Raw genomic sequence first — 24669 nt, forward strand, 5'->3', positions numbered from 1 at the left:
CCCTACACTCGGCCCGACTGCACACCACCCCACACCCCCCGCACCCGCACCAACCCCCCTGCACAAAGGCCCCGCCGCCCCCGCCCTGGCGGGGCTCCTCGCCGTCGCCGTCGGCGCCCTCGCGGCCTGGGCCTGGGCGCCCCGGCCCGAAGCCGCGGGGCACGTTCGGGTGGCCGTCGTGCAGCCCGGTGTCATCGACGGCGCCGGGAAGCGGCTGGACCGCGAGGAAGCGCTGACCCGCTCGCTCGCGGGGCGGGACCTCGACCTGGTCGTGTGGGGCGAGAGCAGCGTCGGTTACGACCTGGCCGACCGGCCCGACGTGGCGCGCCGCATCACCGCGCTCTCCCGCGAGATCGGCGCGGACATCCTGGTGAACGTGGACGCCCGCCGCTCCGACCGGCCCGGCATATTCAAGAGTTCCGTACTCGTGGGCCAGGACGGCCCGACCGGCGACCGCTACGACAAGATGCGTCTTGTGCCCTTCGGCGAGTACATACCGGCGCGGTCCCTGCTCGGCTGGGCCACCTCCGTCGGCAAGGCGGCGGGCGAGGACCGCAGGCGCGGCGACCGCCAGGTGGTGATGGACGCGGGGCACGGCCTGCGGGTCGGGCCGCTGGTCTGCTTCGAGTCGGCGTTCCCCGACATGAGCCGTCAACTGACCCGGGACGGCGCACAGTTGCTGCTCGCCCAGTCCGCCACCTCGTCGTTCCAGACCAGCTGGGCCCCCGAGCAGCACGCCTCGCTCGCCGCGGTCCGCGCCGCCGAGACCGGCCGACCGATGGTGCACGCCACCCTCACCGGCGTCTCCGCGGTCCACGCCCCGGACGGCTCACGCGTCGGCAGCCCGCTCGGCACCTCCGCGAGCGCCGCCGCGGTGTACGACGTGCCGCTGGGCAAGGGCACCACCGCGTACGTCAGGTGGGGCGACTGGCCCGTGCACGGTGCGCTCGTGGTGCTCGGGGCGCTCTGCGCGGCCGAGGGCGCGCGAGCCCTCAGGCGGCGCCCTGTCCCTGAGCGGCGCGGACCACGCGCTCGCACAGTTCATGGGTCGCCAGTGCGTCCCGGGCGCTGAGCACCTTGCCCGCGCGTACGGCGTCGAGGAAGGCAAGGACGACCTGTTCGATGCCGCGCTGCCGGGCCACCGGCACCCAGTCGCCGCGCCGCCGCACACTGGGCTGGCCCTTGTGGTCGATGACGTCGGCGAGGTTGACCACCTGCCGCTTGGTGTCCTGCCCGGAGACCTCCAGGATCTCCTCGGTGGACCCGCTCAGCCGGTTCATCACGCCGAGCGCGGTGAAGCCGTCACCCGCCAGTTGCAGCACGACGTGTTCCATGAGCCCCTCGACGACCCGGGCGCGCACCCCGACGTGGTCGATCGGCCCCGGCGCCAGGAAGCGCAGTGTGTCCACGACGTGGATGAAGTCGTCGAGCACGAGCGTGCGCGGGTCCTCCGGCAGCCCGACACGGTTCTTCTGCATCAGAATCAGCTCGCGCGGGTGGTCGGCGCACTGGGCGTACCCGGGGGCGTAGCGGCGGTTGAAGCCGACGGCGAGGCTGACCCCGCGGTCCTCGGCGAGCTGCACGAGGCGCTCGGATTCGGCGAGTTCGTACGCGAGGGGCTTGTCGACGTACGTCGGCACACCCGCCTCGATGAGCCGGGTGACGATCTCCGGGTGCACGGCGGTCGGCGCGTGCACGAACGCGGCGTCCAGGCCCTGCGCGAGCAGCGCGTCCAGGTCGGTGTGGCAGTGGGCGGCGGGGATGTGGTGGACGCCCGCGACCCGCGCGAGCGTGGCGGGCGTGCGCGTCTGGAGGTGCAGCTCGACGCCCGCCTGGGTGGTGAGAACCGGCAGATACGCCTTTTGGGCGATGTCCCCGAGTCCGATGCAGCCGATCTTCACCACTGTCTCCCTACGTCCACTGCTCGCCTACCGCTGTGCTGGCTCGTGACCCGGCGCCCGCGCAGTGCGCGCGGCGGCCCCGGTCGCCGTTCCCGCAGCATACGGGGCCTGCGGCGGGCTCCAGTCGGCGATGGAGGCGAAGCCGCGCATGATGAGGTTCGGCCCGAGCCGCGAGGCCGTCGCGGCCATGGTGTCGCGCACGGCGATGAGGGGACGGCTCGTGAGGTGGGTGACGCGGGAGGCTCGCGCGGCACGCCGGACGATCTCCGTGGTGCGGGGGATCCGCGCCGCGCTGTAGGCGGCGAGGCCCGCCGCGAGGTCGCCGCCGGGCGCCGCGTGGTGGGCCAGCACGACACCGTCCTCGATGGCTTGGTTGCCGCCCTGGCCGAGGCTCGGCGTCATGGCGTGCGCGGCGTCGCCGACGAGGGCGACGCGGCCCCGGTGGAAGGCGGCGAGCGGCGTAGCGAGGTAGCGGACGTCGTTGCGCAGGATGGCCTCGGGCCTGACGGCGGCGATCAGGCCGGGGATCGGGTCGTGCCAGTCGGCGAAGCGGCGCAGCAGCTCGGCTTTCTCGTCATCGGGCGCGCTGCCGCCTTCGGGGAGCCGGGCCGTGGCGTACGCGTACACCCGGCCGTCCTTGAGCGGATGCGTGCCCCAGACGCCGCCGCGGCCCCAGGTCTCGTGCGGTGTGAAGGGCTTCTCGGGCGCGGGGATGACGAAACGCCACGCGGTGAATCCGGCGTACGCGGGCCCTGGGTGGGCCGGGAAGAGGGCCGCTCGCACGGCGGAGTCGATGCCGTCCGCGCCGACGACGAAGTCCGCCTCGATGTCCCCGTCGTCGGTGGCGACGACGGCCCGGCGGTCGGGGGCGCCGGGATCGGCGAGGCGGGCGCTCGTGCCGGTCCGCAGGGTGTCGTCGGGCAGCGCCGCGACCAGCAGGTCGACGAGGGTCGCGCGGTGCAGCGTCACGAGCGTGCCGCCGTACGTCTTCTCGGCCTCGGCCGCGCTCGTACGCACCAGCCAGCGGCCGTTCGGGGTACGCATGCCGCCCTGGCCCTGCCAGGAGGCCAGGGCGCGGACGCGTTCCCCGAGGTTGAGGACGTCCAGGGCGCGCTGGGCGTTGGGGGCGAGTCCGATGCCGGCGCCCACGGGCTCCAGGGACGCGGCGCGTTCCAGAACGGTGACGCTCCAACCGGACTCGTGCAGACCGATGGCCGTGGTGAGACCGCCGATGCCAGCGCCGATGACGACTGCGCGGGGCTGCTCGTTCATGGCTCCTCCTCCGTGATGCCGTACGCGGTGGCCGCGTACGTGGCATCCACTTCATGTCACCCAACTCGTCACTACAGCTGTAGTGGCCGATGGGGAGACCGTACTACAGCTGTAGTGAACGGGGTAGGGTTCCCGTCATGTCCGTACGCAGCGCGGGGGCGCCCCGCACCGAACTGATCGCCGACACCGCTCTGGCCCTGCTCGCCGAGCGGGGCATGCGCGGCCTCACGCACCGGGCCGTCGACGAGGCGGCGGGGCTGCCGCAGGGCTCGACCTCCAACCACGCACGCACCCGCCTCGCACTCCTGGAGGCGGCGGTACGACGGCAGGCACAGCGGGAGGCGGACGTACTCGTCCCCGCCGGGCTGCCCGACCCGGCGGCCGGCCGGGACCACCTCGCCGCGGGCCTGGCGCTGGCCCTGCACCGCTTCCTGACCGGCGAACACCGCAGCCTCCTCGTCTCCCGCTACGAGTTGGCCCTCGAAGCGACTCGCAGACCGGAACTGCGTACGTACTACGACGCCGCGGGCGCCCAGTTCAGGGAGCCGCTCACGGCCGTCCTTCGGGCGGCGGGCTCCCCCGCCCCCGAGCGCCACACGCTCTCCCTGGTGGCCTGGTGCGACGGCCTGATGTTCTCGTGCGTGGCGGGCTCGTACCACGCCACGACACCGACCGAGGAGGATCTGCGCGTAGCGGTGGGCGAACTCCTGCGCGGGATGCTCCCCGCCTGATCGAAAGCGTCAACGGGCAGCCTGATCGGATTGCCTGAACGGGCCCGCTCCCCCCAAGGGCCTGGCGCACCGCACGCGAACCACCCCGTCACCCGTGTGGGGCAATCCCGCCTCGTCCCGGCCCCAACCGCCGCTGGAACCCCGAGAGTTGTGCGGATGCCTCGACCGACCTCCTCCGCCACCACCGCCCTCCTCCTCTCCCTGGCCGTCTCGGTCACCGCCTCCGGTTGCGTGGGCGTCGATCGGCCGGCCGGGCCCGGGCCTGCCGTGACCACCCCGTCGCCGACCCCACCCCGCACGGACGGGCGAAGCCGGCCGCAGATCGAGGAGCCCCCGGCGCGGGAGGTGTTACAGCGCGTGGACCCGCCCCGCCGCCCCACCCCCCGAATCCCCGCCGCCGAGAGCCGCGCCCCCGTCCCGCCACCCCGCTCCGAGCAGCGGAAGCCACCGCCGCCGGTGCCGGTGCCGGAGCGCAGGCCCCCGGCGACACGGCCCGACGCCGGAGCCACCCGGCCCGCACCGTCCTTCAGGCCGCCCGTCGCCGACGTGTGCGCGCTCGGCGAGGCCTACGGAGGGTGGCAACCGGGCAGCTCCCAGTCGGTCATCTGTCGGAAAACGTACGGGCGCTGAGGCGTCGCGACGGGCGTCCGGGCGAGTTACCGGCGGCGGACGGGCGGGGTTCGGCCCCTCGGATAGGCCCGGAGCCTCCGGCTAGGCCCGGATTTCCTCGGAGGCCCTGGGCTCAGCGGCGACACCCCCGTGTCCGCCGCTGAGCGACCCCATCCCCGAACCCACCCCCGACCCCTCCCCTCCCTCTCTCCCTACCTCCCCCCTCTTCTCTTCTCCCCCTCCTCCTCACTCCTCCTCACTCCTCCTCGCTCCCCTCCCCCACCTCCCGCTCCAGTCTCGCGATGGCCGCCTTGATGCCGTTGCCGTACCCGTCGTCCTCCAGCGCGCCCACCGCGCCGCGCGCCCGGCGCAGATGGCTGCGGGCCGCTTCGGGGCGGCCCAGTTTCATGTAGTCCGCCGCAAGGTTGAGGTGCAGGGAGGGGTAGAAGCCGCGCACCGCCAGCGACTGGTGGTGTGCGTTCAGACGCTCGTCCGTCAGTTCGTCCGCCGCCGACAACGCCCGCAGGTCCCACGCCAGTTCGGCCGAGGGGTCCTCCTGAGTGTCCGCCATGTAGTGCGCGAGCGTGCATCTGTGCAGCGCGTCGCCGTCCTCGCCGATCTCCCCCCACAGACCCAGGAAGCGGCCCTGCGCCTCCTCGCGGTCGCCGCCGTGATGCAGCATGACCGCCTGCCCGATCCGCGTCATCATGGCGTCCTCCGCCGTCTGCTCCTGCTGCTCCGCCACCGGGTCCTCCATGGTCGTACGGCCATCGCCCCCATCCCTCACGACGCTAGCGGCCACCACTGACAATCGCGGTCAGGCACGTTCAGCGATGGCGGCGCTCACGCGTACCGCTGGGCCAGCCCGGTGACGCTCCTGGCCACTGCGGCGCGCAGTTCGGGCGGCGCGAGCACCTCGGCCTCCAGGCCGAGCCTGAGCATGTCGCCCACGGCCACCGGCAGCGACTCCACTTCCAGCTCGGTCTCGGCCCAGCCGTCCGCGTCGGCCGCGCCCGCCCGCTCCACGGCCCGCTCCCCCGCCGCGCCGAACATCGCGGGCAGCAGCCGGAGCCCCGTCCGGGTCACCCTCAGCCGCGCGGTCCCCCGCAGGATCCGAGCCTCGAGCCCGCGCGACGCCTCTTCCCAGTACGCCGCCAGATCGAACCCGGCGGGGCGCCTGCCCGCCTCCTCCGCCACCGTCACCGCCAGGAACCGCGAGACCCGATACGTACGTACATCGCCGTCAGCGGCCGCCACCAGGTACCAGTTGCCCGCCTTGAGGACGAGCCCCAAAGGATGCAGGTCCCGCTGGACTTCGCCGCTCCAGCGCCGGTAGCGCGCCCGCAGCATCCGCTGGCGCCACACGGCTTCGGCGACCACCGCCAGCTGCGGCGCGGGCTCGGCGGTGCGGAACCACGCCGCCGCGTCGAGGTGGAAGCGCTCCTGGATGCGCCGGGAACGCTCCCCGAGGCCTGTGGGCAGTGCCGCACTCAACTTCAGCTGGGCGGTGGCCAGTTCCGCGCCGAGACCGAGGTCGGCCGCGGCCCCGGGCATCCCGGCCAGGGCGAGGGAGTCGGCCTCGTCGTCGGTGAGGCCCGTCAGCCGGGTGCGGTAACCGTCGACGAGCCGGAAGCCGCCCGCCGGGCCCCGCTCCGCGTACACGGGCACTCCGGAGGCGGCGAGCGCCTCGACGTCCCGGTAGACGGTCCTGACCGAGACCTCCAGCTCCCCGGCGAGTTCGGGCGCCGTCATGCGCCCGCGGTTCTGGAGCAGCAGAAGGAGGGCGAGAAGCCGGTCGGCGCGCATGGGCCCCAAGTCTGCCCGGTACCTGACAGAAGATGTCAGGTACCCGCGGCAGAGTCCTCCCGACGGCGAAAACCCCGTCCAGCCGCTCGGCGGCCGGCACTTCCAGGAGGACCACTCACGTGACCATGACGACGACCACACCCACGACCGCCACCGCGACCAGCGCCGAGACGGCGACAGCCACCGCGACTACCACCGAGACCACCGCCGCCACCGGAAGCTTCACCTTCGCCGCCTGGGACGAGCAGCCCGTCGCGGGCGCGGAGGGCGGCCCCCGCATCGCCCACGCCGCCGTCGCCAACGACTTCAGCGGCGCCATCGAGGCCGCGGGCACCTCGTGCGAGTACACCATCGCGTACACCAGCGAGACGACCGGCGGATACGTGGGCTACGAGTTCATCGAGGGCACGCTCGACGGCCGCAAGGGGTCGTTCGTCATCGAGCAGCACGGTTCGTTCGTCGGCGACAGCATCGAGTGCGCCTTCACCGTCCTGCCCGGCTCGGGCACCGGTGAGCTGGCGGGGCTCACCGGGACCGGCACCTTCGCCGCGCGGCACGGGGAGAAGTCCACCCCGTACACGTTCGACTACGCGATCCGCGACTGAGCGGTCGCGAGGTCGCTCGGTCGCGCCTCACCGACCTGCTCAGCCGAGGTCCGGGATCCGCCAGTCGATCGGCTCGTGCCCCTGCGCCGCCACCGCTTCGTTGATCTGCGTGAAGGGACGCGAGCCGAAGAACCTCTTCGCGGAGAGCGGCGAGGGGTGGGCGCCCTTCACCACGACGTGCCGCTCCTCGTCGATGAGCGGGAGCTTCTTCTGGGCGTAGTTCCCCCAGAGCACGAAGACGGCGGGGTCGGGGCGGTCGGCCACCGCGCGGATCACCGCGTCCGTGAACTTCTCCCAGCCCTTGCCCTTGTGGGAGTTGGCCTCACCGGCGCGGACGGTGAGCACCGCGTTCAGCAGCAGGACGCCCTGCTCGGCCCACGGCATCAAATAGCCGTTGTCCGGCACGGGGTGGCCCAGCTCCTCCCGCATCTCCTTGTAGATGTTCCGCAGCGAGGGCGGGGTCTTCACTCCGGGGCGCACGGAGAAGCACAGTCCGTGGCCCTGGCCCTCGCCGTGGTAGGGGTCCTGGCCGAGGACCAGGACCTTCACCCGGTCGTACGGCGTCGCGTCGAGGGCGGCGAAGACCTCCTCGCGCGGAGGATAGACGGGACCCCTCGCCCGCTCCTGCTCGACGAACTCGGTCAGCTCCTTGAAGTAGGGCTTCTGTAGCTCCTCGCCGAGGACTCCGCGCCAGGACGCGGGCAGCATGGCGATGTCGGTCACGTCAACAACCTCCGGTGTGCGATCACTTCTGGGAAGAACCTACCGGCGGCCTCTGACAATCGGCCCCGCGCCCGCCTGGCCCCGCCTGGCCCGGTCGCCCCGCTACCAGCTGGTCTTGCGCTGCAACTCCCACATCATCATGATCGCCGAGGGGTCCAGGGCCCGCTCGCCGCCCGCGATCTCCTCGCTGGCCATGATGTACTGCTTGCCCTGCCAGAGCGGCAGCAGCCTGACGTCGTCGACCAGGATCTCCTGGGCCCGCTCGAAGTCGTCGATCACCGCGCCCCGGTCGGTCTCCTTGCGCTGGCGCGGCAGCAGCTGGTCGGTGATCTCCTTGGACACGTAAGGCGTGTTGAGGACGTTCTTCGGGCCGACGAACGGCGCGATGAAGTTGTCCGCGTCGGGGAAGTCGGGGAACCAGCCACGTCCGAAGACCGGGTACTGGCCGTTGCTGTAGCCCTCCTGGAACTCGGTCCACGGCCGGCTCCTGATCGTGATCTTGAAGAGGCCGGACGCCTCCAGCTGCCGCTTGAGTTCGGCGAACTCCAGGGCGGTGGCCGAGCCGTAGCGATCGCTGGTGTGCCAGAGGGTGAGCGGCACGGGCTCGTTGATGCCGGCGTCGGTCAGGATCTTCTTGGCCTTGGCCGTGCTGGGGTTGCCGTAGTCGTCGAAGAAGCCGGTGGCGTGGCCCGTCAGGCCGCGCGGCACCATCGAGTACAGCGGCTCGACGGTGTCCTTGTAGATCTTGTGGGCGATGGCGCCGCGGTCGATGATCTGCGCGAAGGCTCGCCGGACCGGCAGCTTCCGCGCCCAGGGGTCCTTGGTGTTGAACACCAGGTAGCGGATCTCGGTGCCCGCCCCCTCGACCAGTTCGATGCCCTGCTCGCGCCGGCCCTTGCCCTGCATGGCGACGATGTCCTCGGAGTCGAGGCCGCGGAAGGTCACGTCGATCTGCTTGTCCTTGAGGGCGTCGACCATCTCCGACGACTTCTTGAAGTAGCGGATGGTGACGGCGTCGTTCTTGACGTCGGCCGCGCCCTGGTAGTGACTGTTCTTGACCAGCTCGGCCTTCTGGTTGGGTGTGTACGCCTCCAGGGCGTACGGCCCCGAACCGGTGATCTCGTTGCCCTCGCGGAGCTTGTCCGCCGGATAGTCCTTGGGGTTGACGATCGACATGGCGGGCGTCGCGAGTACGAACGGGAAGGTGGCGTCCGCCTTCTTGAGCTTGAAGACCACAGTCCGCTCGCCCTTGGTGCGGACCGTGTCGAGCGAGCCGAGCAGCCCCATCGGCCCGCCCTTCACCACGCCCTTGGCCTCCAGCGTCCGCATCCGGTCGAAGGAGTACTTGACCGCGGCCGCGTCCAGCACGTCACCATCGGAGAACTTCAGCCCCTCGCGCAGCTCACAGCTGAAGACCGTGCTGGTGGCGTCCGTGAACTCGCAGGACCTCGCGGCGTCCGGCTCGGGCTCGGTGGCCCCCGAGGGGAAGCTGAGCAGCGTCTGGAAGACGTTCCTGTACAGCTCCCAGGAGCTGTCCCAGGCCTTGGCCGGATCCAGGGTGCTGGGCGCGCTCATCGTGCCGACGGTTATCCCCTGTTCCTCGCCCGGTCCTTCGGAGGACAGCACCCCGCAGCCCGCGAGCAGGGACATGGACGCGAGCGCCGCGAGCTGGCGCCGACCCCTCATACGCTTCGCGGGGGGAACTTCACTGAACACGCGCACGCTCCTCGATCGGCCATGCCATGGGATCGGCAGACAATATCGCAGCACCCCGCCGTGCCAACTGCTGGCGCCGACGGGGCACTTGATGAGCGTGTACGTCTCTTTTGACCGCGTACCCGACGGTTGTACGTCCTACGTCAGCCGACGCCCGCGTTGAGGAAGATGCCGCCATCGACCACAAGTGTCTGCCCGGTGATCCAGTCGGACTGGCTGGAGGTGAGGAAGGCGGCCGCGCCGCCGATGTCCTCGGGCACGCCGAGCCTGCCGAGCGGGTAGGAGGCGGCTGCCTCGGCCTCGCGGCCCTCGTAGAGCGCCTGGGCGAACTTGGTCTTGACGACGGCGGGCGCGATGGAGTTCACGCGCACCTTCGGCGCGAACTCGTGCGCCAGCTGGAGGCTGAGGTTGACCATGGCGGCCTTGCTCATCCCGTACGCCCCGATGAAGGGCGAGGCGGAGACGCCGGCGACGGAGGCGATGTTCACGATCGCGCCGCCGTTCTCGCTCTGCCAGGCCTTCCAGGTCTGCTGGGCGAAGCCGAGCGCCGAGATGACGTTGGTCTCGTACACCTTGCGTGCCACGTCCAGGTCCAGCTCGGCCATCGGGCCGAAGACCGGGTTCGTACCGGCGTTGTTGATCAGGAAGTCGACGCGGCCGAACGCCTCCATCATGCGCTCGACGACGACTGCCTGGTGGGTCACGTCGTGGGCCTTGCCCGCGACGCCGATGACCCGGTTGGAGCCGAGCTTCTCGACGGCCTCCTTGAGGGCGTCCTCGTTGCGTCCGGTGATGCAGACGCGGTCGCCCCGGGCGACCAGCGCCTCGGCGATGCCGTAGCCGATGCCGCGGCTCGCGCCCGTGACGAGCGCGGCCTTCCCGCTGTCCTGTCCAGTCATGGTCTGCGCCTTCCCGGTCAGTTGAGGGGGCCGCCGGCGACGTACATGACCTGCCCCGAGACAAAGCCCGCGGCGTCGCCCGTGAAGAAGGCGATGGCGTTGGCGATGTCCTCGGGGCGGCCGACGCGCTGCACCGGGATCTGGGTGGCGGCCGCCGCCTGGAACTCCTCGAAGTCCATGCCGACGCGGTCGGCCGTGGCCTTGGTCATCTCGGTGACGATGAAGCCGGGGGCGACGGAGTTGGCGGTGACGCCGAACTTGCCCAGCTCCTTGGCCAGGGTCTTGGTGAGGCCCTGGAGCCCGGCCTTGGCGGCGGAGTAGTTGATCTGTCCGCGGTTGCCGAGGGCGGAGGACGAGGAGAGGTTCACGATCCGGCCGAACTTGGCGTCCACCATGTGCTTCTGGACGGCGCGGGACATCAGGAACGCGCCGCGCAGGTGCACGTCCATGACCGTGTCCCAGTCGCTCGCGCTCATCTTGAAGAGGAGGTTGTCGCGCAGGACTCCTGCGTTGTTGACGAGGATCGTCGGTGCGCCCAGCTCCTCGGCGATGCGAGCGATCGCCGCCTCGACCTGTGCCTCGTCGGACACGTCGCAGCCGACGGCGAGCGCCTTGCCACCGGCCGCGGTGATCTGCGCGACGGTGTCCTTGCAGGCGGCCTCGTCGAGGTCGATGACGGCGACGGCGCGGCCCTCGGCGGCGAGCCGGACGGCCGTCGCCGCGCCGATGCCCCGCGCCCCTCCGGTCACGACCGCGACGCGCTGCTCAGTGGTGGACATGCTGGTTCTCCTCGCCCTTGGGATGCGGCTCCACGATACGCCCAACAGATGAGCGACCGCTTAGTACCTTCAGCTGGACGAGACGCTAGAAGCCCAGGCACCGGGTGTCAACGGCCCGCAGGGCAGCTGTGACGCGTTACCTCACCAACAGGTCGAGAAGACGGTTCACCTCGGCCTCGGGGTCCGCCGTGAGACCGGTGTGCACCGGCCCCGGCTGGACGACCGTGGAGCGGGGCGCGATGAGCCAGCGAAAGCGCCGTCCGGCGTCGTCGCGCTCGGCCTGGCCCGCGGCTTCGCCGCCCTCGCAGATCCGCTCGACGGCGCCGAGCGCGGCCTTGACGCCGTCGACGTCGGCCGCCGGGTCGAGCGCGAGCAGCTTGTTCTCGTCGAGGTGCGTGCGGGCGGCCACGAAGCTCTTGGCGCGGCAGTAGACCACGACGCCCGCGTTGAACTGCTCGCCGCGCTCCACGCGCGGCACCACGCGCACCAGCGCGTACTCGAAGACGTCCCGCTCGATCACTGGGTGGCACCCTTCGGCCGCGGCTCGCCGAGGGCGATCCGGTCGTGAATGGTCTTGGCACGCGGCAGCAGCGCCGCCACGTAGGCGCGGCGTACGTCGTCCGGGTCCTTGAAGCCGGGCTCGTCGACGAGCCACGCGTCGGGCACCTGTGCGGTGACCTCGGTGAGCAGTTCCTCGGTGACGAGCGGGGCGAGTTCCGCGGCGGCGGACGCCACATCGGGCCCGAAGGGGGCGAGGACGTGGTCCGAGGCGTCGTACGGCTTCGCGGCCGCGGTCTCGGCGGTGCGCCAGTTGTGGTGCCAGATCATGCTCGCCCCGTGGTCGATGAGCCACAGGTCCCCCTGCCACAGGAGCAGGTTCGGATTGCGCCAGGACCGGTCCACGTTGTTGATCAGGGCGTCGAACCAGACGACGCGCCCCGCCTCGGCCGGGTCCACGCCGTACGCGAGGGGGTCGAAGCCGAGCGCGCCCGAGAGGAAGTCCATGCCGAGGTTGAGGCCGCCGCTCGACTTCAGGAGTTCCTGCACCTGCTGGTCGGGCTCGCCGAGGCCGATCACCGGGTCGAGCAGGATCTGGACCAGCCGGGGCATCCGCAGCCCGAGGCGCCGCGCCAACTCCCCGCAGATCACCTCGGCCACGAGTGTCTTGCGGCCCTGGCCGGCGCCGGTGAACTTCATGACGTACGTGGCGTTCGCGCCGTCGCTGTCGGCGGCCTCCACGACGCCGGGCAGGGATCCGCCCTCCCGCAAGGGGGTGACGTATCGGACCGCGGTGACTTCGGTGAGCATGGGCCCAGGTTATAAGTCCTCGTTCCGGTGAACGCGGCGGCCCGGGTGCCCGTACCCCAGGGCATGACGACTACTGAAGAAACCGTCTCCGGGCCCCGCCGCCGCACCGTCGTGGCCACGTTGGGCGCCGCGGGGGTGGCCGCCGCCCTGGCCGCGTGCGGCAGCGATGACAAGGACGCTTCCGAACCGGCGGGCGCGCAGGCTCCCGAAGACGGCGGCGGGGGCGCCGGGACCGTGCTGGCCAGGACGTCGGACATCCCCGTGGGCGGCGGCAAGATCTTCAAGAACGAGGGCGTGGTGGTCACCCAGCCCGCCAAGGGCGAGTTCAAGGCGTTCTCGAATCTGTGCACCCACAAGAAGTGTCCGGTGACGAGTGTCGAGGGAGGCACCATCAACTGCACGTGCCACGGAAGCAAGTTCGACATCAGCGACGGCAGCGTCAAACAGGCCCCCGCACCCGGCCCGCTGCCCGCGGCCAAGATCTCCGTGGACGGTGACTCGATCAAGCTCGCCTAGGGCGTGTCCGCGAAGTCGCGTCGTTCGCCCGCAGGGCGGGCGTCGCGGCGTCCGGTGCGTGCTCTCGGCGTGCCGGCCGGATGCCCTCGTACTGGGCGTACTCGGGCTTTCGGCCGACGCGGCGAGAGTGCGTGCCGGGCGTCGCGACGCAGACGGGACTTGGCGGACACGCCCTAGGGCTTCCAGACGCCGAGTACGTCTTCGGTGCGGGTGATGGTGGCGACCAGGGCGAGGGTGTTGCGGACCATCGCGGGGGTGTAGTCGGCGGGCACCCCCGCGATGGCGTCGGCGGGTACGACCGCGGTGTAGCCGAGGTTCACCGCGTCGAACACGGCGTTGGGTATCGCGACGTTGGCCGACACCCCGGTGACCAGGAGCGTGCGGCAGCCGATGTTGCGCAGCAGGGCGTCGACGTCGGTCCCCGCGAGGGGTGACAGGCCGTGCAGACGCCGTACGACGAAGTCCTCCTCGGCTACTTCGACCGGCGGCGCGATCCGCACGGCCCGGGTGCCCGACAGCTGCTGCACGGGCAGCCGTTCGGCGGCGCGGAAGAGCCGGGCGTTGTGGCTGGCCCCGCGGCCGTCGGGCCGCCGTTCGGCGACGGCGTGCAGGACCTGGACGCCGCTGCGGTGGGCCGCGGACACCAGCCGCGCGACGTTGGCGAGGGCACCGGACGACCGTGCCTCCGCGGCGAGTTCTGGCAGTGCGCTCTCGGTTCCCACCACCCCCTGCTGGCACTCGACGGTCAGCAGGGCCGTGGTGGCGGGGTCGAGTAGCTCCCTGAGCTGTTCGTACGACGGCATGGCTCTCCCTGTCGCGGACGTGCCGGACATCCGGCCCCCGGCGGCGCGCGGTCGGCGCCCCACGCACGGCCGGCGCCCGGAATCCGCGGGAGGCTAACGGCCATTGCGTCACGAGGGAAGAGCCTCCATCCTTTCCTGACGCACAGTCAGCCGCGTGCCACTGGGGAGGACGTATGGCCGTCACACAGCGCCGGGGCCGAAGGATCATGATGACGCCGGAGGAGCTGGACGCGTTCCTCGCCGCTGAGCGCACCTGCCGGGTGGCGACGGTCTCGGCCGACGGCGCCCCGCACGTCAGCACGCTCTGGTTCGCCTGGGACGGCACCTCGCTGTGGCTGTACTCGATCACCCGTAGCAAGCGCTGGGCCGATCTGCGCCGGGATCGGCGGATCGCGGTGGTGGTGGACACGGGCGAGGAGTACGGAGAGCTGCGCGGCGTCGAGCTGTCGGGCACCGTCGAGTTCGTCGGGGAGTCTCCGCGTACGGGCGAGCCGTGCCCTGAACTCGACGTTCCCGAGCGCCTGTTCGCCCGCAAGCTGTTCGGCCTGGACGAGATGCCGCATGACGGGCGCCACGCGTGGATCCGGCTGACGCCGGACGCGATCGCCTCGTGGGACTTCCGCAAGCTCGCGGGGCTGTAGTCAGCCAGCTCTCACCGCCTCTCACCGCCACCCTCGGCTTCCACCCACGGGATGTGGGACTCGCCCCCTAGGCGTGTCCGCGAAGCCCCGCCCCGGCCACCCGCAGCGCCTCCACCGCCGCCCTGATCGACGGCCGCCGGTCCGCGTCCGCGCGCCACACCACGTACACATGGCGCCGCACCCGCTGCCGCACCGGGACCGTACGCACCCCGGCGGGCATCGGGTCCCGCCCCAACCGCGGGGCCACGCAGACACCGAGGCCCGCCGCGACCAGCGCGAGCTGGGTGTGGTGCTCCTCGGCACGGTGGGCGACGCGCGGCTCGATGCCCTTGCCGCGCAGGGTGAACATCAGCCACTCGTGGCAGAACTCGCCCTCCGCCCAGGTGATCCACTCGTCGTCCGCGAAGTCCCCCAGGTCCACTTCGGCGCGGTCGGCGAGCGGATGCGCGGCGGGCATCGCGACATCGGCGGGGTCGTCGAGCAGGGGCGCTTTGGCCAGGCCGTCCGGGATCGGCAGCGGCTTGTTGTACCAGTCGAGGACGACCGCCACATCGATGTCGCCGCGCACCACGGCCGCCACCGCGGGCGTGGGCTCCAGCTCGTGGCAGCCGACCCGCAGCCCCGGGTGGTCCGCGCGGAGTGCGGAGAGCGTGGCGGGCAGCAGGCCGCGCATGGCGGTGGGGAAGGCGGAGAGGCGCAGTTCACCGACGGCCTTCCCGCGCTGCTCCTCAAGGTCGGCCTGGGCCAGCTCGACCTGCGAGAGGATCCGCGCGGCGTGCTCGGCGAGCAGCCGCCCCGCGTCGGTCAGGCGCACGCCCCTGCCGTTCTTGGCGAGCAGTTGCTGGCCCACCTCCCGCTCCAGTTTCGCCATCTGCTGCGAGACCGCCGATGTCGTGACGTGCAGGCCCGCGGCGGCTCCGCTGACCGAGCCGTGCCGGGCGAGGGCGTCGAGCGTACGCAGGCGCTCCAAGTTCAACATGTAAGCGATGCTACGCGGTACAGCCCATCAAAACTCGCTTGTGCTAAGAGATCATCGAGGCCCATCGTGGGACGCATGAGCACCTCGCCCTCCCCCACGACATCCACACCGGCACCCTCCGCCGCGGCCGCCCCTTCGGCCACACTCACCGCCGCCGCCCCCGCGGTCACACCCTCGGGCGCGCCCCCCACGATCAACGCTCCCGGCCGCCCCGCCCTCGGCTGGCGCGTCCGCTTCGGCGTCCTCTCACTGATCTGGGGCTTCAGCTTTCTGCTGATCAAGGTGGGCACGGACGCGTACGCCCCCTTCCAAGTCACTCTGGGGCGGCTGGTGTTCGGCACGCTGGTGGTCGCCGCCGTACTCGTGGTGAAGCGGGAACGGCTGCCGCGCGGGACGCGTACCTGGCTGCACCTGACGGTGGCGGCGCTCCTGCTCAACGCCCTGCCGTTCTCCCTGTTCGCGTACGCGGAGCTGACGATCCCCTCCACGCTCGCCGGGATCTGCAACGCGACCTCGCCTCTGTGGGGCATGGCCCTCTCCCTCGTCGCCCTCTCGGAGGACCGCCCGACCAGGCGCCGCGTCGCGGGCCTCGGCATCGGATTCCTGGGTGTCCTCACTGTCCTCGGCGCCTGGCAGGGCTTCAGCGGCCTGGACTTCACGGGCACGGCGATGGCGCTGCTCGCCTCACTCAGCTACCCGGTCGGCTGGATCTACGTCCGTCGCACCCTGGCCGGTTCCGGGCACTCGAACCTCTCGCTGACCGGAGCGCAACTGCTGCTCGCGACCGCCGAACTGGCCGTGGTGACCCCGCTGTTCACCTCGTTCCCCGACAGCTTCCCGGTCGTGCCGCTGCTGGCGATCGTGGCGCTCGGCGCCCTCGGTACGGGGCTCGCGTTCCTTCTCCAGTACTCCCTGGTCTCCGACGTGGGTCCGACCACCGCCCAGATGGTCACGTATTTCGTCCCTGTCATCGCCACGGCCGCGGGTGTCGCCGTGCTCGGTGAGTCCCTGAGCTGGTCGACGCCGGTCGGCGCGGTCATCGTCCTGGCGGGCGCGGCCCTCGCACAGTCCCGGCCGCGCGTGCCGGCGGCCCCGCCCGCGGCATCCGGCCGCCCGTAGCCCCTCCCCACACCTACGGCCCGCCCCGTCACCCGTAGCGCCGCGCCGGGGCGGGCCCGACGGCCGAGGCGACCGCGTCCGCCACCGGCACGATGTCCTCGTCGGCGAGCGCCGCCACGGTGATGCGCACCCCGGGCCGCGCGCTCAGCCGGAACCGCGCCCCCGGAGCGACCGCCCACCCGGCGTGCAGCAGCCGCGCCACCGCCCCGGTCTCGTCCGGAACGGGCACCCATACGTTCATGCCACTGCGCCCGTGCGCCGGCACCCCCCGCTCGGCGAGCGCCGCGATCAGCGCGTCGCGCCGTCGCCCGTAGGACGCCGCCACGGCAGCCGGATCGACCGCGCCGTCGGCCCAGAGCCGCACCACGGCACGCTGGAGCACCCGGCTCACCCAGCCGGGACCGAGCCGCTGCCGCCCTTGGACCCGGTCGACGGTGACGGGGTCGCCCGTGAGGACGGCGAGGCGCAGGTCGGGGCCGTACGCCTTGGCGGTCGAACGCACCAGCGCCCAATTGCGGGTCGCCCCGGCGAGCGGGTGCAGCGGCACGTCGACGAAGCCGTGGCCGTGATCGTCCTCGATGAGCAGCACCTCCTGGTGCGCCGCGAGCACTTTTCGCAGAGCACGCGCGCGTGGAGCACTGATAGCCGCCCCCGTGGGGTTCTGCGCGCGGTCCGTCACGATGACCGCGCGGGCACCGCCCGACAGGGCGCGCTCCACATCGGCGGGCAGCGGCCCCTCGTCGTCCAGGCCCACCGGGACCGCGCGCAGCCCGAGAGCGGAGACGAGGTCGAGCAGGCTGCCCCACCCCGGGTCCTCGACGGCCACCGCGTCGCCGGGCTTGAGATGCGCGGCGAGCACTCTCTCGATGGCGTCGAGCGAACCGGAGCTGACGGCGACGGGTCCGTCCGGCACCCCGTCCGCGTCGAACGCCACGCGCGCGTGGCGTTCGAGTTCCGGGTCCACGGCCACTTCTCCGTAGAGGACCGGCGCCTCGTCGCCCTGGGCCGCGGCCGCCGCGAACGCCCCGGCCAGCGGGGGCAGTAGACGGGGATCCGGGTTGCCCTCGGAGACGTTCCGCACTCCGGGCGGCGCGTCCGCGCGGATCAGCTCGCGGGCGGTCGTGGCGGGCTTCGGCCGTACGCGGCTGCCGCGCCGCCCCGCCGTCTCGATCACCCCGCGCTCGCGCAGCGTGCGATAGGCGGCCGCCACCGTATTGGGATTCACGCCCAGGCGAGCCGCCAACTCCCGCATTGGAGGAAGGAGTTGACCCGGCTCCAGGCCCCCGTCCCCCACCGCGCGCTCCACGCTGGCCGCGATATCGGCTGCGCGGCTACCTTCGATCCGATACTCTCCTAGCACAAAGCACAGTATGCACTAGTGCAATCTCGTCGCCAAATGTACAGCGACGACGAATGCACCTCTACAGGCACGTGCACAGCGACGGCATATGCACAGCAAGGACAGGGAGAGGCCATGCAGACGACGCCGACCACCACCGACACCGCTTCACCGGGCAGCGCCGCCTACGCACCGACCGACCGCACGGTTCCCACCCGCGCGCGGGAGCGCGCTTCGTACGACCGCGAGTCCGTGCACGCGATACTCGACGAGGCCTACGTCTGCCATCTCGGTTTCCTACGGGACGGCTTCCCTGTGGTGCTGCCGACGCTCTACGGCCGCGTGGGTGAACGCCTGTATGTGCACGGCTCCACGGGCTCCCGGCCCCTGCGCATGGCGGGCACCCCCCAGGAGGGGCAGGAGGACCCGGGTCTCCAGGTGTGCCTGACCGTCACCCACGTCGACGGCCTCGTCCTGGCCCGCTCCGCCTTCCACCACTCGCTCAACTACCGCTCGGTGATGATCCACGGCATCGCCCGCCAGGTCACGGACCCCGAGGAGAAGCGGACCGCCCTGGACGCGCTCGTCGACCACGTCGTGCCGGGCCGTTCCACCGACTCGCGTCCCGCCAACGCCAAGGAGCTGGCCGCGACCGCCGTGCTCCGCCTCGACCTCAACGAGGTGTCGGCGAAGGCGCGCACCGGCGCCCCGAACGACGAGCCGGAGGACATGGACCTCCCCTACTGGTCGGGCGTGGTCCCCCTGCGCAAGGGATACGACGCCCTGATCCCCTCCCCCGACCTCGCGCCCGGCATCGAGGTGCCCGACTACCTCGTCGAGCGCTGAACCGATACCAGTACGGGGGCACTCACCACGCCGACTACACCGGCGCCGCCTCCCTGCGCGCCGCCACCACGCCCCGCGCCTCCGCGACGGCGAGTCCCGTCACCGCGGCCAGCATGAGTACCGTGCCCGCGACCGTCGCCACGGTGAGTGCCTCGCCGAGCAGGGCGACCGCGATGACGGCGGCGCTGACCGGCTCCAGGAGCGTGATCACGGAGACGGTCGCGGACCGCACGACGGCCGCCCCGGCGAAGTACAGGGTGTACGCGACGGCGGTCGGCACGGCCGCTATGTAGAGCAGGTAGACGCCCACGCGCGCGGGTTCGACGGTGTGCGGCACCAGTCCCTCCGCAGCGGCGAGCGGCAGCAGGCAGAGCGCGACGACGGCGAACGACCAGACCGTGTCGGCCGAGTCGGCGCCGCCGTCCCGTCCCCACCGCCGGGTGAGCAGCGTCATCGCGGCGTACGCGGCGGCGGAGACGAGTCCCCAGAGGACGCCGGTCGGCCGTACGGTGGCGCCCCCGCCACCGTCGCCTCCACCGCCACCGAGGACGAGCACCATGAGTCCGGCCAGGGCGCCCACGACGGCGACGACCCCGCCGCGCCCGAGCTGCTCCCCGAGCGTGAGCCGCGCCCCGAGGGCGATGAGGACGGGCCCGGCACCCATGGTGACGACGGTGCCCACCGCGAGGCCGGTCGCCTCGACGGAGGCGAAGTAGGCGGTCTGGAACACCGAGAGGGCCACGCCCGTCACGACGATCCGCCGGATCCGGCGGACGCTGTGAGCAGGCTTCGACCGGCGCGGCCGCACCAGGCGCGCGGCGAGCAGCAGTACGAACCCGCCCGCGCACCGCCAGAAGGAGAGGCCGACCGGCCCCATGTCGCTGGCCTGGAAGACCAGCGCGGCGGCGGCGCCCGCGGTACCCCAGGCGATTCCGGCGACGATCAAATAGAAGAGGCCTCGCCCGACGGGCAGGCCGAGTACGGCATTCGACACGTGAGTTCTCCGCAGCAGAGAGGGATGTTCTGACTCCGTCTGCGGGCAGCACCGTTCCGCCCGGCCACCGGCCCGGGCGTGATCCGAGAGCGCCCCGCCCTAGGGCCTGTCCGGCGGATCATGCCGCGGGCCGCGGGGTCTGGCACGCCGATCTGCGGCGTTGTCGTCGGTTGACAACGCTCCGCGTTGCCGCCCTCCGACAACTCCGTTTCGGAACCCGGGGCACCGGCCTTCACGGCCCGCTCGGCGGGCGCGGAGGACTGGGCGATGAACGCGCCCGCGAGGACGACCGCGCCCCCGATGATCTGCGGCGCGGAGAGGTGCTCGCCGAGGATCACCCAGGCCAGGGCGGTCGCGATGACGGCCTCAAGGCAGGCCACGACACCGGCGACCGGGGGCGAGAGCCTGCGTACCGACAGCACCCCGGTGACGTACGCGACGACCGTGGCGACCAGCACGATCCAGCCGAGCAGGATCCAGGCGGGCACGGTCGAGCCGTTCAGGTCCGCCCCGCCCGCGAGCACCGACCAGTCCATGCCCCACGGGCGCGCGACGACGGTCAGCACGGCGGTGCCGACGAGCAGGCCGTACGCGATGACACCGAGGGGGTGGGGCGCGTCGGCGCCCGCGTCGCTGCCCTGGTCGGACAGGACGAAGTAGCCGACCTGGCAGCAGGCCGCGCCGAGGGCGAGCAGGAGGCCGACGGCGTCGAAGCTCAGGCCGGCCCAGACCTCGACGACGCAGGCGAGCCCGCCGACGGCGAGCACCACGCCGAGCGCGGCCGCACGCGTCACCGACCGCCGCTGCACGAAGCGCACCCAGCCGAGGACCAGCGCGGGAGCGAGGTACTCGACGAGGAGCGCGACGCCGACGGGGATGCGGGAGAGCGCGGCGAAGTAGCAGGCCTGGACGCCCGCCACGGCGAGGAGGCCGAAACCGGCGAGGAGCGCCGGCCTGCTCCGCGGCAGACTGCGGTGCCGCCAGGCCACGGGCAGCATCACCAGCGCGGCGCCCGCCACCCTGAGCCACACCACGTGCAGGGGGTCGAGGCCCGCTTCGATCAGCGGTTTCGCCGCGACGCCGGAGCCGCCGAAGGCGACCGCCGACAGCAGGGCGAGCCCCAGCCCGAGGCCTCGGCCCCGGTGCTCCTGGCTTCCCCGGCCCGCCTGGCCTCCCCGGCCTTCCCGGCCTTCCTGAATCCCCTGAGACGCGTGCACCGGCACATCATGGCAGGCCGCGTCATGACCGTCACCCCACTTGACGCCTGTCTCAATCGGCGGACGTCATACGCCCGCCGAGCCGTGCCCGCCCGCGAAACGGTGGCCTCCGGAGACGTACTGCCGGCAGCCGGCCTCCACGCGGCGCAGCAGCACCTCGACGTCGACACCGGCCCGCGCCAGGACCTCGACCGCCCGGCACTCCGGGTCGGCGGTGAGACCGGCGAGCAGGTCCATGCCGAGGGCCCGCGGGTCGCCGCGCACCTCGGTACGCTCCAGTGCCACGTCCATCGCCGAGACGGCCGCGGGCGACCAGCCCGTCTCCTTGTGGGACGTCACCACCGGCACGGCCCCGGAGTCCTCGACGGTGCCCTGCCACTGGAGGCCGTACCCGATGCTGCGCTGTACGAGGTAGCCAAGGAGGCGCACCACCTGCGCGCCGTTCTCGAAGACGGCGCGGACCTCGGGGTCGGTCTCCAGGAGGGAGTGCAGCAGATGAGCGGTGTCGATCTGCCGGTCGCCGTCCCGCACGGCCCGGCGGCGCGCGCCGGCCACGACCGATGCCAGCTCGGCACTGAGTCGGGAGTCGAGTTCTGCTCGGATGGGGTCGGGCTCGGCGCCCGGCGAGGTACGGCTTTGCACACTCCCACCCCATCAACCCCCGGTGGCATATGCATCGGCGGCGGGAAGCATCTTCCCGTCCGACACAGGTTGGGCATGCCTGCGGTGGTTGTCCTCCTTACGGATGAGATCCGCCCGGACCGCCCCGGCGGCGCGCGCCGCCTTGCCTCCGGGTCCGGAGGGCAACCACAGCACGGTCTCGGGCGTCTCACTTGCATGGAGAGCAGGTTCTGGATGGTCGCCCTGCCGGCGGTCGACGGAAGGCAGTACGTGTACCGGGTGTACGCACCCGACGACGCCCTGCCCGCCGACCTGTTCTGGGACGCCTGGCACTGTCACGACGAGAGCCCGTTCCCCAGGGCCTCCGATCTCTTCGACGCGGCGGTGATACGACGGGTCGGCTGACCGGGGCCCGCCCTCACGCCCGTCGCGTGCCGATGACGACGGTGGCGTACAGCTCCTCGTCCTCCACGACCCGCGCCACCAGTCCGGCCCGCTCGACGGCGGTGACGGCGGCGGGCACCTGCGCCTCGCTCGTCTCGAACAGCAGATGGCCGTCGGCCGCCAGCCACCGCGGGGCCTGCGCGGTCACCCGGCGCAGTACGTCGAGCCCGTCGCTGCCACCGTCGAGCGCCACCCGCGCCTCGTGGACGCGGGCCTCGGCGGGCAGCAGGCCGACCTCGCCGGTGGGGACGTAGGGGACGTTGGCGAGGAGGACACCGACGCGGCCCCTGAGGGTGCGGGGCAGCGGGTCGTAGAGGTCACCTTCATAGACCTCGCCCCCGGCGGCGACGAGATTGCGGCGGGCGCAGCGGACCGCGGCGGGGTCGATGTCGGCGGCGTGCAGTTCGACCCGGTCGAGGCCTGCGGCGAGCGCGGCGCCGAGGGCACCGGACCCGCAGCACAGGTCGACGACGACGGCCTCGCGCCCGGCGAGCGCGGCGGCCTGGTGGACGAGGAATTCGGTCCGGCGGCGCGGCACGAAGACCCCCGGGTCGACGGCGATCCGAAGCCCGCTGAACTCGGCCCAGCCGACGACGTGTTCGAGGGGCAGCCCATTCGCCCGGCGCTCCACCATGGAGCGGACCTCGGCGGGGTTGCGCGCGGCGGAGAGGATCAACTCCGCCTCGTCCTCCGCGAAGACGCACCCGGCGGCGCGCAGCGCCGTGACCACGGCGGCGGGGTCCGCGGGCGACAGGCACCCAGGGGAGGACTGCGTAGGGGAGGACTGAGAAGAGGAGAAAGACTGCGAAGCGGAGAGCGACTGCGAAGCGGAGAGCGACTGCGAAGCGGAGAGCGACTGCGAAGCGGAGAAAGACGAAACCGACATAAGAAAAACCTTCCGGGATCCCGATGGGGCTCCCTCGGATCACCTATGCCGGGCGAACCGCGCGGTCGCGAGGAGGAAGCACCCGACCTGCTACTGCGGTAATGGGTCTCACCTCCAAGGCGTGTCGCCTGCGTCCGTCACAGGGCAGGAGAACAGTACCCCACCTCCCGTCGACGGTGGCATGGTCCGGCCGCTCACCAGGCCTGACGGTTCATCCAGCAGAGCTGACGGTTCATCAGTATTGAATGTTCGGGACCCTGCGGCTACGTTCCGCGGCACCGTAGCTGCGGCTGCCGCAGCGCCCGACGAGAAGGGGTGGCCGCATGGCCGAAGTCAGCGCGGAGGCACGGATGGAGGCACCCGCGGAGAAGGTCTGGGCCCAGCTCACCGACCTCTCCTCGTACGGCGAGTGGAACGCCACCCACACCAGCTTCCCCAAGGGTGCCCCGGCGACCCTGGAGACCGGCGGCACCTTCCTGGAGAACATGAAGCTGATGGGCTTCCCCGCCGAGGTCGACTGGACCGTCGAAGAACTCGTCCACGCCCGCACCCTGGCCATCGCGGGAAAGGGCCCGATGGGCGTCCACGTGGCGACCCGCTACACCGTGACTCCCGACGGCACCGGCACGCTGGTCCGTATCGATGGGGAGTTCACCGGCGCGGCCGTCTCCCTGATGGCGGGCAAGCTGAAGGACTCGGCGACGGCAGCCCTCAACGAGTCACTGCGCAAGCTGGCCGCCCTGGTGTCCTGAAGCGCGCGACTCCCGCACACGAATGAGGCGCCCCGCACTGTGCGTGCGGGGCGCCTCATTCGTGGCGGGGGCCCTCGCCCCCGGCCGCCTCAGTCCTCATCGGCGAGGATCAGATACAGCTTCTTGCGGGCGTCGTTGATGACGGAGACCGCCTTCTCGCGCTGCTCCTTGCTGCCGGTCTTCCAGACCTGGCCGAACGCCTCCATCAGACCGAAGCCGGCCTGCCGGATCTCGTTCAACGTCTCCCAGTCGACCCCGCGCCCGGCCTCTTCCCAAGGGGCTTCGGGCCCTTCAGTGGCCGCTTCACGACCGGCGTCGGTGAGCGAGAAGAGCTTCTTGCCGCCCTCACTGGCGCTGCTGATCAGCCCCTCGTCCTCCAGGAGCTGGAGGGTCGGGTACACCGAGCCGGGGCTGGGCTTCCACGCCCCGCCGCTGCGCTCGGCGATCTCCTGGATCATCTCGTAGCCGTGCATGGGGCGGTCCTTGAGCAGGGCCAGGATCGACGCGCGTACGTCACCGCGCCGCGCCCTGCCCCGCGGACCGCCCCGCCCGCCGCGACCGCCCCAGGGGCCACCGGGCCCACCGGGGCCCCCGAAGCCGGGGCCTCCGAAGCCGGGACCGAACGGGCCGAACGCGCCGCGCCGCCCCTCGAATCCACCGAGGCCTTCCCGACCCTGACGGCCGCCGCGACGGCCACCTCCGTGCTCGTGTTCAAAACCGTGGGAACGCATAGCGACCACTCCTTGTGTCAGTCATCGATCAATCGCGCATCTATCGCGATGCGTCAACGATATATCGGAACAGTTCGCCTGACAAGAGGAGGGACCCCAGCCAGTTGCCTTACCTGGCAAGTTCAACCGGTTCGTCCAGTCTCGTCAGCTTCCGCGGGTTTCTCACCAAGTAGACCCGGGTGATCTGCCCGTTCTCCACCACGAGACTCACCGCTGTGGCCAGCTCGCCGTCGATCTCGATCCGGCCCGCAGGTGCCCCGTTGAGCCACACGGCCGTCGTCGCGAGCGGGGCCGCTTCCACCCGGTTCGTGCGCGCGAGCACCTGCGCCACGCGCTCGACCCCGTGGATCGGAGCCAGAGCGGCGGCCGCAAGCCCGCCACCATCGGCGATCAGGACCACGTCCGGCGCCATGACCTCCACAAGCTCCTGCA

General features: G+C 72.0%; 27 protein-coding genes and 2 pseudogenes. 10 read left to right on the forward strand and 19 right to left on the reverse strand.

Going from position 1 to position 24669, the window contains the following annotated elements:
* A partial coding sequence (gene lnt, locus IG54_RS0135560; RefSeq protein WP_199809639.1) for an apolipoprotein N-acyltransferase occupies positions 1 to 1072 on the forward strand: 1072 nt, incomplete at its 5' end.
* On the opposite strand, the gene IG54_RS42710 is transcribed toward lnt, so the two are convergent.
* Both IG54_RS42710 and IG54_RS0135570 read right to left on the reverse strand, forming a co-directional pair.
* Entirely contained in the window at positions 993 to 1901 is a 909-nt protein-coding gene (locus IG54_RS42710) for a Gfo/Idh/MocA family protein (protein WP_030794700.1), read from the reverse strand. The genes lnt and IG54_RS42710 overlap by 80 nt on opposite strands.
* 27 nt (positions 1902 to 1928) lie before the next feature.
* On the reverse strand, positions 1929 to 3173 hold the full coding sequence (locus tag IG54_RS0135570; protein ID WP_030794703.1) for an FAD-dependent monooxygenase: 1245 nt from the start codon (positions 3171 to 3173) through the stop codon (positions 1929 to 1931).
* Between the two features lie 137 nt (positions 3174 to 3310).
* Here IG54_RS0135570 and IG54_RS0135575 point away from each other — a divergent pair, with 137 nt between their 5' ends.
* Both IG54_RS0135575 and IG54_RS40980 read left to right on the forward strand, forming a co-directional pair.
* Complete coding sequence (locus IG54_RS0135575) at positions 3311 to 3904, forward strand: TetR/AcrR family transcriptional regulator (protein WP_030794706.1); 594 nt, start codon at positions 3311 to 3313, stop codon at positions 3902 to 3904.
* A 156-nt stretch (positions 3905 to 4060) separates the two neighbouring features.
* Positions 4061 to 4534 (forward strand): hypothetical protein, encoded by a 474-nt coding sequence (locus IG54_RS40980; RefSeq protein ID WP_078594922.1) that lies wholly within the window; start codon positions 4061 to 4063, stop codon positions 4532 to 4534.
* Between the two features lie 235 nt (positions 4535 to 4769).
* Here the strand turns inward: IG54_RS40980 and IG54_RS0135580 are convergent, their stop codons facing one another.
* Both IG54_RS0135580 and IG54_RS0135585 read right to left on the reverse strand, forming a co-directional pair.
* Complete coding sequence (locus IG54_RS0135580; RefSeq protein ID WP_030794708.1) at positions 4770 to 5258, reverse strand: tetratricopeptide repeat protein; 489 nt, start codon at positions 5256 to 5258, stop codon at positions 4770 to 4772.
* Between the two features lie 98 nt (positions 5259 to 5356).
* Positions 5357 to 6319, reverse strand: a complete 963-nt coding sequence (locus IG54_RS0135585; RefSeq protein WP_030794711.1) for a helix-turn-helix transcriptional regulator — start codon at positions 6317 to 6319, stop codon at positions 5357 to 5359.
* 125 nt (positions 6320 to 6444) lie between these two features.
* On the opposite strand from IG54_RS0135585, the gene IG54_RS0135590 reads away from it, so the two are divergent.
* A complete protein-coding gene (locus IG54_RS0135590; RefSeq protein WP_051820406.1) occupies positions 6445 to 6924 on the forward strand; it encodes a DUF3224 domain-containing protein in 480 nt (159 codons plus the stop codon).
* A 39-nt stretch (positions 6925 to 6963) separates the two neighbouring features.
* Here the strand turns inward: IG54_RS0135590 and ung are convergent, their stop codons facing one another.
* The 6 genes from ung to IG54_RS0135620 form a co-directional block, all read right to left on the reverse strand.
* Positions 6964 to 7647, reverse strand: a complete 684-nt coding sequence (gene ung, locus IG54_RS0135595; protein ID WP_030794716.1) for a uracil-DNA glycosylase — start codon at positions 7645 to 7647, stop codon at positions 6964 to 6966.
* Positions 7648 to 7749: 102 nt separating this feature from the next.
* The gene (locus tag IG54_RS0135600; protein ID WP_030794718.1) at positions 7750 to 9333 is read right to left on the reverse strand and encodes an ABC transporter substrate-binding protein; all 1584 of its coding nucleotides are present in this window, start codon (positions 9331 to 9333) and stop codon (positions 7750 to 7752) included.
* A gap of 173 nt (positions 9334 to 9506) precedes the next feature.
* A complete protein-coding gene (locus IG54_RS0135605) occupies positions 9507 to 10262 on the reverse strand; it encodes an SDR family oxidoreductase (RefSeq protein ID WP_030794720.1) in 756 nt (251 codons plus the stop codon).
* Between the two features lie 17 nt (positions 10263 to 10279).
* Entirely contained in the window at positions 10280 to 11041 is a 762-nt protein-coding gene (gene fabG / locus IG54_RS0135610; protein WP_030794723.1) for a 3-oxoacyl-ACP reductase FabG, read from the reverse strand.
* A gap of 136 nt (positions 11042 to 11177) precedes the next feature.
* Positions 11178 to 11561, reverse strand: a complete 384-nt coding sequence (locus tag IG54_RS0135615; protein WP_030794726.1) for a DUF3037 domain-containing protein — start codon at positions 11559 to 11561, stop codon at positions 11178 to 11180.
* The gene (locus IG54_RS0135620) at positions 11558 to 12349 is read right to left on the reverse strand and encodes a HipA family kinase (RefSeq protein ID WP_030794730.1); all 792 of its coding nucleotides are present in this window, start codon (positions 12347 to 12349) and stop codon (positions 11558 to 11560) included. The genes IG54_RS0135615 and IG54_RS0135620 overlap by 4 nt, the downstream gene beginning before the upstream one ends.
* Before the next feature lie 63 nt (positions 12350 to 12412).
* Here IG54_RS0135620 and IG54_RS0135625 point away from each other — a divergent pair, with 63 nt between their 5' ends.
* A complete protein-coding gene (locus IG54_RS0135625) occupies positions 12413 to 12865 on the forward strand; it encodes a Rieske (2Fe-2S) protein (RefSeq protein ID WP_030794733.1) in 453 nt (150 codons plus the stop codon).
* 173 nt (positions 12866 to 13038) lie between these two features.
* Here the strand turns inward: IG54_RS0135625 and IG54_RS0135630 are convergent, their stop codons facing one another.
* Positions 13039 to 13668 (reverse strand): cysteine hydrolase, encoded by a 630-nt coding sequence (locus IG54_RS0135630; RefSeq protein ID WP_030794736.1) that lies wholly within the window; start codon positions 13666 to 13668, stop codon positions 13039 to 13041.
* A gap of 173 nt (positions 13669 to 13841) precedes the next feature.
* Here IG54_RS0135630 and IG54_RS0135635 point away from each other — a divergent pair, with 173 nt between their 5' ends.
* Positions 13842 to 14309 carry a pyridoxamine 5'-phosphate oxidase family protein gene (locus tag IG54_RS0135635; protein ID WP_030794739.1) on the forward strand — a complete coding sequence of 156 codons (468 nt, stop codon included), beginning with the start codon at positions 13842 to 13844 and terminating at the stop codon, positions 14307 to 14309.
* A 67-nt stretch (positions 14310 to 14376) separates the two neighbouring features.
* Here the strand turns inward: IG54_RS0135635 and IG54_RS0135640 are convergent, their stop codons facing one another.
* Complete coding sequence (locus tag IG54_RS0135640) at positions 14377 to 15288, reverse strand: LysR family transcriptional regulator (RefSeq protein ID WP_030794742.1); 912 nt, start codon at positions 15286 to 15288, stop codon at positions 14377 to 14379.
* Between the two features lie 75 nt (positions 15289 to 15363).
* On the opposite strand from IG54_RS0135640, the gene IG54_RS0135650 reads away from it, so the two are divergent.
* Entirely contained in the window at positions 15364 to 16407 is a 1044-nt protein-coding gene (locus IG54_RS0135650; RefSeq protein WP_051820403.1) for a DMT family transporter, read from the forward strand.
* A 28-nt stretch (positions 16408 to 16435) separates the two neighbouring features.
* Here IG54_RS0135650 and IG54_RS0135655 read toward each other — a convergent pair whose 3' ends face one another.
* Positions 16436 to 17767 (reverse strand): aminotransferase class I/II-fold pyridoxal phosphate-dependent enzyme, encoded by a 1332-nt coding sequence (locus IG54_RS0135655; protein ID WP_030794749.1) that lies wholly within the window; start codon positions 17765 to 17767, stop codon positions 16436 to 16438.
* A 114-nt stretch (positions 17768 to 17881) separates the two neighbouring features.
* Between IG54_RS0135655 and IG54_RS0135660 the strand changes: the two genes are divergently transcribed.
* Positions 17882 to 18592, forward strand: coding sequence for a pyridoxamine 5'-phosphate oxidase family protein (locus IG54_RS0135660; protein WP_030794752.1), 711 nt, complete (start codon positions 17882 to 17884; stop codon positions 18590 to 18592).
* A gap of 34 nt (positions 18593 to 18626) precedes the next feature.
* Here IG54_RS0135660 and IG54_RS0135665 read toward each other — a convergent pair whose 3' ends face one another.
* The 3 genes and pseudogenes from IG54_RS0135665 to IG54_RS0135675 form a co-directional block, all read right to left on the reverse strand.
* Positions 18627 to 19586, reverse strand: a complete 960-nt coding sequence (locus IG54_RS0135665; RefSeq protein ID WP_030794754.1) for a DMT family transporter — start codon at positions 19584 to 19586, stop codon at positions 18627 to 18629.
* A 182-nt stretch (positions 19587 to 19768) separates the two neighbouring features.
* Positions 19769 to 20785, reverse strand: a pseudogene (locus IG54_RS0135670) (EamA family transporter); the annotation flags it as partial.
* 84 nt (positions 20786 to 20869) lie between these two features.
* Complete coding sequence (locus tag IG54_RS0135675) at positions 20870 to 21445, reverse strand: Clp protease N-terminal domain-containing protein (RefSeq protein ID WP_051820404.1); 576 nt, start codon at positions 21443 to 21445, stop codon at positions 20870 to 20872.
* 195 nt (positions 21446 to 21640) lie between these two features.
* Here IG54_RS0135675 and IG54_RS40985 point away from each other — a divergent pair, with 195 nt between their 5' ends.
* Entirely contained in the window at positions 21641 to 21829 is a 189-nt protein-coding gene (locus IG54_RS40985) for a hypothetical protein (protein WP_030794760.1), read from the forward strand.
* A 13-nt stretch (positions 21830 to 21842) separates the two neighbouring features.
* Here the strand turns inward: IG54_RS40985 and IG54_RS0135685 are convergent, their stop codons facing one another.
* The gene (locus tag IG54_RS0135685; protein WP_030794762.1) at positions 21843 to 22622 is read right to left on the reverse strand and encodes a putative protein N(5)-glutamine methyltransferase; all 780 of its coding nucleotides are present in this window, start codon (positions 22620 to 22622) and stop codon (positions 21843 to 21845) included.
* Between the two features lie 455 nt (positions 22623 to 23077).
* On the opposite strand from IG54_RS0135685, the gene IG54_RS0135690 reads away from it, so the two are divergent.
* Entirely contained in the window at positions 23078 to 23506 is a 429-nt protein-coding gene (locus IG54_RS0135690; protein WP_030794764.1) for an SRPBCC family protein, read from the forward strand.
* 89 nt (positions 23507 to 23595) lie between these two features.
* On the opposite strand, the gene IG54_RS40990 is transcribed toward IG54_RS0135690, so the two are convergent.
* Together IG54_RS40990 and IG54_RS0135700 are read right to left on the reverse strand one after the other, a co-directional pair.
* Positions 23596 to 24237 (reverse strand): PadR family transcriptional regulator, encoded by a 642-nt coding sequence (locus IG54_RS40990; protein ID WP_078594920.1) that lies wholly within the window; start codon positions 24235 to 24237, stop codon positions 23596 to 23598.
* Between the two features lie 109 nt (positions 24238 to 24346).
* Positions 24347 to 24669 (reverse strand): annotated as a pseudogene (locus tag IG54_RS0135700) (RNA polymerase subunit sigma-24); the annotation flags it as partial.

It is taken from the genome of Streptomyces sp. NRRL S-920 (assembly GCF_000717945.1).
GTDB lineage: Bacteria > Actinomycetota > Actinomycetes > Streptomycetales > Streptomycetaceae > Streptomyces > Streptomyces alboniger.